This window comes from Streptomyces sp. NPDC001450, from assembly GCF_053597295.1.
Genome location: NZ_JBSFHY010000005.1, coordinates 245149 through 257472 on the forward strand (window position 1 = coordinate 245149; position 12324 = coordinate 257472).

At 71.0% G+C, this 12324-nt stretch carries 8 protein-coding genes and 1 pseudogene; 5 read left to right on the forward strand and 4 right to left on the reverse strand.

All coding sequences use genetic code 11. The features are described from left to right. Positions 1 to 39: 39 nt before the first annotated feature. The 4 genes and pseudogenes from ACWC5O_RS07500 to ACWC5O_RS07515 all read right to left on the reverse strand — a co-directional run. The gene (locus ACWC5O_RS07500) at positions 40 to 579 is read right to left on the reverse strand and encodes a hypothetical protein (protein WP_450580525.1); all 540 of its coding nucleotides are present in this window, start codon (positions 577 to 579) and stop codon (positions 40 to 42) included. 39 nt (positions 580 to 618) lie between these two features. After that, positions 619 to 951: a peptidase inhibitor family I36 protein gene (locus ACWC5O_RS07505; RefSeq protein WP_450580742.1), complete on the reverse strand. Its 333-nt coding sequence runs from the start codon at positions 949 to 951 to the stop codon at positions 619 to 621. A gap of 242 nt (positions 952 to 1193) precedes the next feature. Beyond that, a complete protein-coding gene (locus ACWC5O_RS07510; protein WP_450580526.1) occupies positions 1194 to 3518 on the reverse strand; it encodes an ArnT family glycosyltransferase in 2325 nt (774 codons plus the stop codon). A 137-nt stretch (positions 3519 to 3655) separates the two neighbouring features. Next, a pseudogene (locus tag ACWC5O_RS07515) lies at positions 3656 to 4087 on the reverse strand (RNA-guided endonuclease InsQ/TnpB family protein); the annotation flags it as partial. 247 nt (positions 4088 to 4334) lie between these two features. Between ACWC5O_RS07515 and ACWC5O_RS07520 the strand changes: the two are divergent. The 5 genes from ACWC5O_RS07520 to ACWC5O_RS07540 all read left to right on the forward strand — a co-directional run bounded on the left by ACWC5O_RS07520 (position 4335) and on the right by ACWC5O_RS07540 (position 12261). Then, complete coding sequence (locus ACWC5O_RS07520; RefSeq protein WP_450580527.1) at positions 4335 to 5258, forward strand: serine hydrolase; 924 nt, start codon at positions 4335 to 4337, stop codon at positions 5256 to 5258. Positions 5259 to 5344: 86 nt separating this feature from the next. Beyond that, positions 5345 to 6373, forward strand: a complete 1029-nt coding sequence (locus tag ACWC5O_RS07525) for an esterase-like activity of phytase family protein (RefSeq protein WP_450580528.1) — start codon at positions 5345 to 5347, stop codon at positions 6371 to 6373. 92 nt (positions 6374 to 6465) lie between these two features. After that, positions 6466 to 10215, forward strand: coding sequence for an ABC transporter ATP-binding protein (locus tag ACWC5O_RS07530; protein WP_450580529.1), 3750 nt, complete (start codon positions 6466 to 6468; stop codon positions 10213 to 10215). 117 nt (positions 10216 to 10332) lie between these two features. Then, a complete protein-coding gene (locus tag ACWC5O_RS07535) occupies positions 10333 to 10725 on the forward strand; it encodes a hypothetical protein (protein WP_450580530.1) in 393 nt (130 codons plus the stop codon). A 111-nt stretch (positions 10726 to 10836) separates the two neighbouring features. Next, positions 10837 to 12261 (forward strand): S28 family serine protease, encoded by a 1425-nt coding sequence (locus ACWC5O_RS07540; protein ID WP_450580531.1) that lies wholly within the window; start codon positions 10837 to 10839, stop codon positions 12259 to 12261. Positions 12262 to 12324 lie beyond the last annotated feature (63 nt).

The window sequence follows — 12324 nt, forward strand, 5'->3', positions numbered from 1 at the left end:
GCACCTGACCGAAGGGGTGGGGCGAGCGGCCGGGGGGATCTACGGCCGTGTTCCTCGGGCGACGACCGGGTGGCCACCGTCGTGCGGCAGGACGACGGTGTACCGCCAGGGGCCGTCGTCGACTTGGGCCAGGCCGACCGACTCGCCGGCCCCGAGCGCCCGGGCGGTTGCCTCCGCGCCGTCGCACAACTCGTCGCCCCGCGCGTAGTGCTGCGCAAGGCTCGCGGACGGACCGTTGATCCACCGAACGACCCTCGCGCCGGTGCGCAGCGCGGAGAGCAGGTCGTCACGGGTGCTTCCCGGGGCGGCGGCCAGCACCCGGTCGTGCAGGCGTTCCTGCGTGGACGGCCGTGGCCGGGCCGCCGCCATCTGCCGGCGGCACTCTGGACGGGCGTGGCGGCCGTGGGCGACGAACAGGTGCCGGTAACGGACGATCCGCTGTTCCGGAATGCCGCACAGCGTCCCGCCGGCGTCCACGGCGTGTTCCGTTTCGGGAACGCCGTCGACCCTGCCGGCCCCGAACCGGGCAGGTTCGCGCGCCGTTTCGAAGGACCAACGGCCGTCCGGGGCATCAGACATGCGGACCAGCATGCCATGCCGGTCCACGGCCGCCCGGGATCAGCAGGCGCCCGCGCCCACCCCGTCGATGCGGCCGCCGAAGTCTCCGTAGTACTGGGAGCGCCAGTCGCCGTTGAAGACGTCCCGCTTCTCGGTCGGGTCCCAGTTGATGAAGCAGGCGCGGGTGGAGGCGACGAACGAGCCCACGTTGTCATGGAGGTTGGGCGGCATGTCGCGGTAGCCGCTGCGGGCCGTCCACTCCCAGTAGTCCCCGCCGAAGCCCTCCCCGCTCCAGAAGCACACCGAGCCGTCGGGACAGGAGGGCGCGGCGGCCTGGGCCGCGGCGGTCTGGGTGGGCAGGAGGAGGGCGGTCAGGGCGAGGGCGGCGGCCATGGACCAGGAGCGAAACTTCACGAGCCTCTCCAGAAAAGGGAGTTGGGACACCTCGGCGGTCGTGCCGGGCTGCCGCCATGCTCCTGTCCCGGATCGGGGACACGCCCGGGCTCAAGATCGACATCACTGGTGTGGGCGAACAAATAGAACTATTGACACCGTATGTTTTTCCGGCTCGGTCGAACGGCCCCTGACCGGGCGATGGTCACGGGCCGTTCGGCTGTGGAGCCGTGCTGCTCGTGTCAGCTGACGTCCGACGGGTCCAGGCGGTAGAGGGTCGACTGGTCGCTCTGCGAGGAGGAGTTCGAGGACGCGGAGTCAGAGGGCGAGGAGCTGGAGGACGAGGAGCTGGAGGACGACGACTTCGACGTCGTGCTCTTGCTGTACGCGCTCTCCTTCACCGCCGTGCCGTGCTTCTTCACCCACGACGTCACCTCGGAGCTGAGGCTGCTGCCCCCGCCGGGCCCGCCGCCCATGCCACCGCCGCCGACCTGGACGTAGTGCAGCTCGCCCCTCTTCACCAGCTCCTTGAGCTTGGCGACGGTCATCGCGTTGTCGGTGCCGGTGAAGCCCCACATGGAGATGACCGGCACGTTGCTGCTCAGCTCGATCTGCGCTGCGCTCTGCGAGTTGGACACCGCGAGCAGCCACTTGGCGCCGTCCTGGTGCTTCTTCAGGTACGAGATCAGCTCGCTGTCGGCCCCGCCCATGCCGCCGCCGGGCCCGCCGCCCATGCCGCCGCCGAAGCCACCGCTCCCGCCGGGCAGTTCGCCCTGCGGGGCGCCGCCCTCGGCCGTACCGCCGTTCGTACCGGTGCCGCCGGGTGGCGTACCGACCGTCTGGCCGTCGCCCCCGGGAGCCTGGCCGCTCTGGCCGCTCTGGCCGTTCTGCCCGCTCGGGGCGCCGGGCAGCTCGCCGTTCCCGCCGCCGGGCATCATCTCGCCGCCGGGGAAGCCGCCGCCCGCCCGGCCGTTCCGCCCGCCCTGCTGGGTGCCGCCCGGCAGCTCGCCGTCGCCGGGGCCGAAGCCGCCCGGGTTGCCGCCCGGCCCACCGCCGAGGCCGCTCCCCGTCGACGGCCCCGCCGTCGGGTTCGTACCGCCCATGCGGCCACCGCCCGACCCCGCCGGCACCGACCAGGCGTACGCCGCCGGACCGGCCACCGCCGCGACGACCGCCGCAGTGACGGAAGCCGCGAGCAGCCGCACCCGGTTGCCGCTCCGGAAGACGAACAGGCCCACGATCGCCGCCGCCATGACCACACCGATCACCGGCCACAGCCAGGTGTTCCAGCCGGAGGCCCGGCGCAGCAGCACGATGGCCCAGACGCCCGTGACGCCGAGCGCGACCGGGAGCACCCACACCCACCGCCTGCCGTCCCGGAACGCGCGCAGCAGCATCACGCCGCCGCCCCCGCACAGCGCCGCGATGCCGGGCGCGAGGGCGGTCGTGTAGTAGGGGTGCATGGTGCCCTCGGCCATGCTGAAGGTCAGGAAGTGCAGCACGGTCCAGCCGCCCCACAGCACCAGCGCGGCGCGGGTGAGGTCGGTGCGCGGGGCGCGGCCGCACAGGATCAGGCCGGCGACGAGCGCGACCGCAGAGAAGGGCAGCAGCCAGGAGATCTGCCCGCCGAGGATGTCGTTGAACATCCGGCCCAGGCCCGCGGAGCCGGAGAAGCCGCCGCCTCCGCCGCCCCCGCCTCCGCCGTTGCCCTCGCCGCCGAGGACCCGGCCGAGGCCGTTGTAGCCCATGATGAGGTTCCAGGCCGTGCCGTCCGTCGACCCGCCGATGTAGGGGCGCTCGGAGGCCGGGACGAGGGAGACCGCCGCCGCCCACCAGAAGCTGGACACCGCGAGGGCCACGCCCGCGAGCAGCAGGTTGACGATCCGCTTCACCAGCGGGAGCCGGGTCGCGTACAGGTACACAGCGAAGACCGCGGGCAGCGCGATGTAGCCCTGCAGCATCTTGGTGTTGAAGGCGAGCCCGAAGCAGACCGCCGAGCCGAGCAGTGGCAGCAGGCGGCCGCCCGTCACCGCGCGCAGGGCCAGGGCCGCGCCGCCGACCATCAGCAGGACCAGCAGCGTGTCGGGGTTGTTGTCCCGGTTGATGGCCACGGTGATGGGCGTCAACGCCAGGACCAGCGCGGCCAGTGCGGCCGCTCCGTGCCCCCACACCCGCTTCACGGACGTGTGCAGGATCCAGATCGTCGCCAGCGCGGCCACGATCATCGGTGCCATCATCTGCCAGGTGCCGAAGCCGAAGAGGCGGCAGGACAGGCCCATGACCATGAGGGCGAGCGGTGGTTTGTCGACGGTGAGGAAGTTGCCTGCGTCCAGCGAGCCGAAGAACCACGCCTTCCAGCTCTGCGTACCGCTGAGCACGGCCGCGCTGTAGAAGCTGTTGAGGCTGGAGCCGGAGAGGTTCCAGGAGTAGAGCACCGCCGCCAGGATCATGATCGCGATCAGGGCGGGCAGCGACCAGCGCGGCGTGACGGCCGGAGCCGTGGCCGCGGGCGGCGGGTCGGCGGTCACGTTCGCCGTGCGGGGGAGGGGATCGGTGGCTGAGGTCACGGCCGCATCGTGTCGAGCGGGGGTGGGTGCGCGCTGTGCCGCACCTTGCTCCTTCCTTTGAATGCTCCCCTCCCTGAAGGGAAGGGGATTCCTGGCTCAGGCTGCCTCCCGGAGCAGCGCTCCAGGAGGTCTTACGCCGTCCTGGCGAGGAACTTGGGGCGGAAGTCCTCGACCGCGATGGCGTCGTGGTCGTTCACGACGCGCTTGGCCCACTTTCGGGCGGTGTCCTGCCGCTGCCGGGCCACCTTCTTGTACGCCTTCGCTCGCAGTTTCTTGGCCTCGCGGTAGCCCTCCGAGGCCGCCTGTCCCTTCGCGGGTTTGCGGCGGGCCACCATCCGGTCGTACCGCGACAGTTTCTGCCGGGCCTTACGGCCGTGCTGGGGATGGGAGAGGTCGTGGCCGTCCGAGGTGGTGGTCGCGATCTCCTTCACGCCCCAGTCCATACCAATCACCGCGCCCGTCTCGGGGAGCGGCTGGACTTCGGTGGGCACGACGAACGATGCGTACCAGTGACCGAGGCTGTCCCGGTACACGCGCACGCTGGACGGGTTGGCGGGCAGGTCGCGGGTCACAGTCACCACGACCAGCGAACGCGTGCACACGCGTTCGCTTCCACCCGGCTCCGCCGGCGGTATTGAGGGCGCTGCGTGCCCCAGGAGGCCGGATGCGTAACGCTCTGCGCCGCCGTCGCAGGATGCGATTCCTCTCCGGCGCGAACGCCGGGGTGTCCTCTCGAGGATCAGGTGAATAGGCAAAGGGCGGGTCAACCCCGAACACGTGTGCAACTTTCGCTCGCCTCCGTGTGTCAACAGGGGTATGAATCCCCGCACTTTCAGCCGCACCGGCGCGCTCGCGGCCGCTCTCGGTGCTGTCGTGCTCATACCGGCCGTCACCGCCGCCACCCCGGCCGTGGCGGCGCCGCCCGCCGTCAGCTGCACCTCCGGCAAGGCCGGCCTAGCCGCCAAGCTGCAGAAGGACATCACGGCGGCGCTCGCGAACCGCAAGGGCACCGTCGCGGTAGGCCTGTACGACCGCTCCACCAAGACGACCTGCACTCTGCGTGCGACCAGCGCCTACGACTCGGCGAGCACGGTCAAGGTCACCGTCCTCGCCACGCTGCTGTGGGACGCGAAGAAGCACAACCGGTACCTGACGGACACCGAGCAGTCGCTCGCCACGGCCATGATCACCCAGTCGGACAACGACGCGACCAGCAAGCTGTGGAAGCAGCTGGGCCTGACGAAGATCAAGGGCTTCCTGTCCGCCGCCGGCATGACGAAGACCACGCCGGGCGCGGACGGTTACTGGGGTCTGACCCAGGAGAACGTCACCGACGAGCAGAAGCTGCTCAAGCTCATCACCGCCAAGAACAGCGTGCTGAGCGACAACTCCCGTGCCTACATCCTGAAGTTGATGGGCAAGGTCATCTCCGAGCAGCGCTGGGGCACGCCCGCCGGGGCGCCGTCCAGCGTGTCCGTGCACGTCAAGAACGGCTGGCTGCAGCGCTCCACGCACGGCTGGCGGGTGCACAGCCTGGGCACCTTCAACGGGGCCGGCCACGACTACATGATGAGCGTGCTGACGCAGGACAACAGCACCATGGACTACGGCGTCACCACCATCCAGAACGTGGCCAAGGCCATCCACAAGGACCTGGTGCCGACGACGTCCAGCACCGCCCGCTACACCCCGACCAGCACGCCGAGCGAGGCGTTCGTCGCGGTGCCCCCGCAGGGCTGACGCAGGACTGACACAGGACCGACGCGGGGCCGACGCTTCACGAGGCGGTCTCCCGCCGGTCACCGGAGCGCCCTACGGTGGCGCCCATGCGCCTGAGAACCGTACTCGCGACCCTCACCGCCGGCCTGGCGGCGGCCACCTGCCTGATCGCCGCCGGGCCCGCCGGTGCCGCCAACTCCGCGGACGGCAACGCCTGTTCGCCGACCGTCTCCATCGACCGCTTCTCCGACGCGCTCGACAAGACGACGTACCAGGGCACCTTCGCCGGCAACTTCTCCGCACTCGCGGTGGACCGGGACGGCTCCCTCGCCGCGCTGGAGGACCGCTCGTCCCTCTTCGGCCTGGACCCGAAGACCCTCCAGCCGACGTCGGCCGTCCACCTCGCCGACGAGAAGGGTGCGGACCTCGACTCCGAGGGGCTCGTCATCGACCGGGACGGCACCCGGCTGATCTCCTCCGAGACCGAGCCGTCCGTCCGCCGCTACTCCCCGGACGGGAAGATCCTCGACCGCCTCCCGGTCCCGTCCTCCCTCCTGGTCGCCCCGGCCGGCCGCGCCACCGCCAACCAGACCTTCGAGGGCCTGACGATGCTGCCCGGCGGCCGCACCCTGCTGGCCTCGATGGAGTACTCGATCTCGGGCGACGCCACCGGCATCGTCCGCTTCCAGACCTGGACCCGCCATCACGGCGGCTTCCGGCTCGCCGCCCAGTACGCCTACCGCACCGACGCCGGCCTCGGCGTCCCGGAGGTCCAGGCCACCCCCGACGGCCGCCTCCTCGTCCTGGAGCGCGGCTTCACCGCGGGCGTCGGCAACACCGTCCGCCTCTACGAGGCCGACCTCCGCCACGCCACGGACACCAGCACCGTCGAGAACCTGACCGGCCGGCCGGACGTCCACCTGATCAAGAAGACCCTGCTGACCGACCTCGTCACCTGCCCGACCCTGGGCGCCACGGCCAAGCAGCCCCAGCCGAACCCCCTCCTGGACAACATCGAGGGCATGACGATCACGGGGCGTGACCACACCGGCCGCCTGAAGGTCCTGCTGGTCAGCGACGACAACCAGAACCAGGCCCAGACGACCCGGTTCTACTACTTGCGGGTACGTGCCTGACGTCCGCTTCCGTTTTGTTGCAGAGGGATGAAATCCGTCCCCGCTGACGTTGGAGCCTTCCGGAAGAGCAGAACTGAACGGGAGGCACCGGCGTGGCAGCGCAGCGGGGATGGGCACGACGGCTGGCGGGCTACGCCTGGCGGTATCCGAAGGACGTCGTCCTCGCCCTCGGATCCTCCCTGGTCGGCATGGCCGTGATGGCCGTGGTCCCGCTGATCACCAAGGTGATCATCGACGACGTCATCGGCCACCACACCCGCTCCATGGCCCCGTGGGCCGGCGCGCTGCTCGGCGCGGCCGTCCTCGTCTACGCCCTGACCTACATCCGCCGCTACTACGGCGGCCGGCTCGCCCTCGACGTCCAGCACGACCTGCGGACCGAGATGTACGACACGATCACCCGCCTGGACGGCCGCCGCCAGGACGAGCTGTCCACCGGGCAGGTGGTCGGCCGGGCCACCAGCGACCTCCAGCTGATCCAGGGCCTGCTCTTCATGCTCCCGATGACCATCGGGAACGTCCTGCTCTTCCTGATCTCCCTGGCGATCATGGCCTGGCTGTCGCTGCCGCTGACCCTGGTCGCCCTGGCCGTGGCCCCGGCCCTCGGCTGGATCGCCCGGCGCAGCCGCACCAAGCTCCACCCCGCCACCTGGTACGCCCAGGCCCAGGCCGCCGCCGTGGCCGGTGTGGTCGACGGCGCGGTGAGCGGTGTACGCGTGGTGAAGGGCTTCGGGCAGGAGGAGCAGGAGACCGGGAAGCTGCGCGAGGTCGGGCGCCGCCTCTTCGCCGGGCGCCTGCGGACCATACGCCTGAACAGCAAGTTCACCCCCGCGCTCCAGGCCGTCCCGGCCCTCGGCCAGGTCGCCATGCTGGCCCTCGGCGGCTGGCTCGCGGTCCGCGGGCACATCACCCTCGGCACCTTCGTCGCCTTCTCCACCTACCTCGCCCAGCTGGTCGGCCCGGTCCGCATGCTCGCCATGGTGCTCACCGTCGGCCAGCAGGCCCGCGCCGGCACCGAGCGCGTCCTGGAGCTGATCGACACCGAGCCGACCCTGAAGGACGGCACGAAGACCCTCCCGGCCGACGCGCCCGCCACCGTCGAGTTCGACGACGTGTCCTTCGGGTACGCGCGCACTCCCGGCAAAACCAGCCCGGTGCTCGAAGGGCTCAGCTTCGAGATCCGGCCGGGGGAGACCCTGGCCGTGGTCGGCTCCTCCGGCTCCGGCAAGTCCACCCTCTCCCTGCTCCTGCCGCGCTTCTACGACGTCACCCACGGCGCTGTCCTGATCGGCGGGCACGACGTGCGCGAGCTGACCACGGACTCGCTCCGGGCAGCGATCGGACTGGTGCCCGAAGATTCGTTCCTCTTCTCCGACAGCGTCCGCAACAACATCGCCTACGGCCGCCCGGACGCCACCCAGGAGGAGATCGAGGCCGCCGCCCGCGCCGCCCAGGCGGATCGTTTCATCGCCGAGCTGCCCGAGGGCTACGACACCAAGGTCGGCGAGCACGGCCTGACCCTCTCCGGCGGCCAGCGCCAGCGCGTCGCGCTCGCCCGTGCCCTGCTCACCGACCCGCGCCTGCTGGTCCTGGACGACGCGACCTCGGCCGTGGACGCCCGCGTGGAGCACGAGATCCACGAGGCGCTCAAGCACGTCATGGAGGGCCGTACCACCCTCCTCATCGCGCACCGCCGCTCCACCCTGGGCCTCGCCGACCGCATCGCCGTCCTGGACGGCGGCCGGCTCGCCGACCTCGGCACGCACGAGGAGCTCCAGGAGCGCTCCGCCCTCTACCGCCGTCTGCTGACCGACCCGGACGAGCTGGGCGGGGTCTCCCCGGGCCACGCCCGCCCGGCCCAGCCGCAGGAGGACATGTCCGTCCGCGAGGAGCTGGACGCCGAGTTCGACGCCGAGCGCGGGGTCACCCCGCGGCTGTGGACCGGCGACCGTGAGGCCGAGAACGCCAAGGACGCAGCGCTGACCGGCACTCCGGCCACCCCCGAACTCCTCGCCCAGGTCAAGGCGCTGCCCCCGGCCACCGACACCCCCGACATCGACGAGGCCCGCGCGGTACGCCCCGAGGAGTCGTACGGCCTGCGGCGCCTGCTCCGCGGCTTCGGCGCACCCCTGCTCGTCAGCCTGCTGCTGGTCGCCGTGGACGCGGGAGCCGGCCTGCTGCTGCCGGTGCTGATCCGGCACGGCATCGACCAGGGCGTCACGAAGACGGCCCTCGGCGCGGTGTGGGCGGCCTCCCTGCTGGGCCTGTTCACCGTGCTGGTGCAGTGGGCCGCCCAGATCGGCGAGACCCGGATGACCGGCCGTACCGGCGAACGCGTCCTGTACTCCCTGCGTCTGAAGATCTTCGCCCAGCTCCAGCGGCTCGGCCTCGACTACTACGAGCGCGAGCTGACCGGCCGGATCATGACGCGGATGACGACGGACGTCGACGCCCTCTCGACCTTCCTGCAGACCGGCCTGGTCACGGCGTTCGTCTCGGTCGTCACCTTCTTCGGCATCATGGGCGTCCTGCTGGTGCTCGACGTCCAGCTCGCCCTCGTCGTCTTCGCCACCCTGCCCCCGCTGATCGTCGCCACCTTCTTCTTCCGCCGGGCGAGCGTGAAGGCGTACGAACTCGCCCGTGAGCGGGTGTCGTTGGTCAACGCCGACCTCCAGGAGTCGGTGGCCGGGCTCAGGATCGTGCAGGCGTTCCGGCGCGAGCGGGACGGCGGGCGGCGGTTCGCGGAGCGCAGCGACAGCTATCGCCAGGCCCGTATCCGGGGCCAGTGGCTGATATCCGTCTACTTCCCGTTCGTGCAGCTGCTGTCGTCGGTGGCCGCGGCGAGCGTCCTGATAGCGGGCGCGGGCCGCATCGAGGCGGCCACACTCACCACGGGCGCCCTGGTGGCGTACCTCCTCTACATCGACCTGTTCTTCGCCCCGGTCCAGCAGCTCTCCCAGGTCTTCGACGGCTACCAGCAGGCCACGGTCTCGCTGGGCCGCATCCAGGAACTGCTGCGCGAGCCGACCTCCACGAAGCCCGCCGACGAACCCCTCGAAGTCCGCGCCCTGCAGGGCGACATCGCCTTCGAGGACGTGCACTTCGCGTACGGTGCCGCCGACGAGGCCGAAGAGGCCCTGACCGGCATCGACCTGACGATCCCGGCCGGGCAGACGGTCGCCTTCGTCGGCGAGACGGGCGCCGGCAAGTCGACCCTCGTCAAGCTGGTGGCCCGGTTCTACGACCCCACCTCCGGCCGGGTCACGGCCGACGGCACGGACCTTCGCACCCTGGATCTGACCTCGTACCGGCACCGCCTCGGCGTCGTCCCGCAGGAGGCGTACCTCTTCCCGGGCACCGTCCGCGACGCCATCGCCTACGGCCGCCCCGACGCCACCGACGCCGAGGTCGAGGCCGCCGCACGGGCGGTCGGCGCGCACGAGATGATCGCCACGCTCGACGGCGGCTACCTCCACGAGGTCGCCGAGCGGGGGCGCAACCTCTCGGCCGGCCAGCGCCAGCTGATCGCGCTCGCCCGCGCCGAACTGGTCGACCCCGACGTCCTCCTTCTCGACGAGGCCACGGCCGCCCTGGACCTGGCCACCGAGGCCCAGGTCAACCAGGCCACCGACCGCCTGACGGGCCGCCGTACGACGCTGGTGGTCGCCCACCGGCTGACCACGGCGGCCCGCGCGGACCGGGTGGTGGTCATGGACCACGGCCGGGTGGTGGAGGACGGCACCCACGATGAACTCCTCGCCCTCGGCGGCCGGTACGCCGACCTGTGGCGGACGTTCGTGGGCGAGTCCGAACCGGAGGAGCCGGTGGGAGTGACCCGCTGAGGCAGGCGTCCGGTCGCCCGTCCTTCTGACGGCCGTGCAACCATCCGACACATGTCATGCGTCCGTACATCAGTACGGTCATCGGCCATGCATGGCGGCGGTACGGGGAGGACAACAGTGGACAGTGGTGCGATACGCCGGCGCCTTGCGATGGGTGCGGCCGTCCTGGCCGGGTCCCTCGGGCTCGCACTGGCGGTGCCCGGCACCGCCAGTGCGGCGGTGAACAGCTCCTGCGCCGGGCGCGAGGTGAGAACCCTGCCCTTCAGTACCGGCACGGTGCACGTCTTCGAGCGCAAGGGCTACGTCTGCGCCGTCACCACCGCCCGGAACCCCGGCGTCAAGCGCGTGATGTCGGTGAGCGTACAGGCCCGCGGCAACCGTCCGGTCGTGGACAAGGGCCGCTACAAGCACCTCGCGGGCCCGGTGACGGTCCACGCGGGCCGGCGCTGCGTGTGGGTGAAGGGGACGGTGGGCAGGGATTCGGTCAGCTCTGGCTGGATCCTGTGCTGACCCATGCCCCGAATCCTGTGCTGATCGCGAACACCACTCAATCCCCCCTGGTGTGACGGCAGTTGCTCCGATAGCTTCCGGCGCACATCTGTCTCACAGGGGAGAGTGCGCATGCGCAAGGCGCTCAGATGGCTGCTGGCGCTCACGGTGTTCATAGGCACGCTGAGCACAGCGGGCGCGGCCACCGCCGCACAGTCCGAGCCCACCGACATCAAGGACCGGCTCCTGTCGATACCCGGCATGAGCCTGATCCAGGAGAAGCCGTATCCCGGCTACCGCTACTTCGTCCTGAACTACACCCAGCCGGTCGACCACCGGCACCCGGACCGCGGAACCTTCCAGCAGCGCATCACCGTGCTGCACAAGGACGTGTCCCGCCCCACGGTCTTCTACACCAGCGGCTACAACGTCTCCACGAACCCGTCCCGCCGCGAGCCCACCCAGATCGTGGACGGCAACCAGGTCTCCCTGGAGTACCGCTTCTTCACGCCGTCCCGCCCCGACCCGGCCGACTGGTCCAAGCTGGACATCTGGCAGGCGGCGAGCGACCAGCACCGCGTCTACGAGGCCCTGAAGCCGGTCTACTCCGCCAACTGGCTGGCCACCGGCGGTTCCAAGGGCGGCATGACGGCCACCTACTACGAGCGCTTCTACCCCCACGACATGGACGGCGTGGTGGCATACGTGGCCCCCAACGACGTCGTCAACAACGAGGACTCGGCCTACGACCGCTTCTTCGCCGCCGTCGGCACCAAGGAGTGCCGGGACCGGCTGAACGCGGTCCAGCGTGAGGCCCTGGTCCGCCGAGAGGCGCTGGAGAAGAAGTACACCCGGTACGCCGCCGACAACCACTACACCTTCGACACCATCGGCGGCCTGGACAAGGCCTACGAGGCGGTCGTCCTCGACTACGTCTGGGGCTTCTGGCAGTACAGCCTGCTCAAGGACTGCGACTCCGTCCCGGCGAACGCGGCGACCGCGACGGACGACGCGATCTGGGACTCGGTCGACACGATCTCGGGCTTCTCCGCCTACACCGACCAGGGCCTGGAGCAGTACACGCCGTACTACTACCAGGCGGGCACGCAACTGGGCGCCCCCACCATCCACTTCCCGTACATCGAGCGAAAGTTGATCCGCTACGGCTACCAGCCGCCGCGCAACTTCGTGCCCCGCTCCATCCCGATGCGCTTCCGGCCGCTGGCGATGCGGGACGTGGACACGTGGGTCCGGCACCACGCGCACCACATGCTGTTCGTCTACGGCCAGAACGACCCGTGGGGGTCGGAGCGGTTCAGGCTCGGCGCGGGGGCCCGTGACTCGTACGTCTTCACGGCGCCCGGGTTGAACCACGGGGCGAACGTCGCGGGGTTGGTGGCCGAGGAGAAGGCGCTGGCGACGGCGCGGATCCTGGAGTGGGCGGGGGTCGCGTCGTCCGCGGTCCAGAAGAACCCGTCTGCGGCGAAGCCGCTGGCTCGGTTTGACGCGAAGCTGGATGCGCGGGGCGTGGAGAGGGAGCCGGCGTTGCGGCCGTGACGCGCCGGTCCGGCAGCTGATGACGGCGGGGTCCGGCGTGGCCGGGCTCCGCCGTCGTGGCTG

Coding starts and splice junctions, on each gene's coding strand:
- ACWC5O_RS07500 (WP_450580525.1), bottom strand. CDS start 579: ATGTCTGATGCCCCGGACGGCCGTTGGTCCTTCGAAACGGCGCGCGAA.
- ACWC5O_RS07520 (WP_450580527.1), top strand. CDS start 4,335: ATGAATCCCCGCACTTTCAGCCGCACCGGCGCGCTCGCGGCCGCTCTC.
- ACWC5O_RS07540 (WP_450580531.1), top strand. CDS start 10,837: ATGCGCAAGGCGCTCAGATGGCTGCTGGCGCTCACGGTGTTCATAGGC.
- ACWC5O_RS07505 (WP_450580742.1), bottom strand. CDS start 951: ATGGCCGCCGCCCTCGCCCTGACCGCCCTCCTCCTGCCCACCCAGACC.
- ACWC5O_RS07525 (WP_450580528.1), top strand. CDS start 5,345: ATGCGCCTGAGAACCGTACTCGCGACCCTCACCGCCGGCCTGGCGGCG.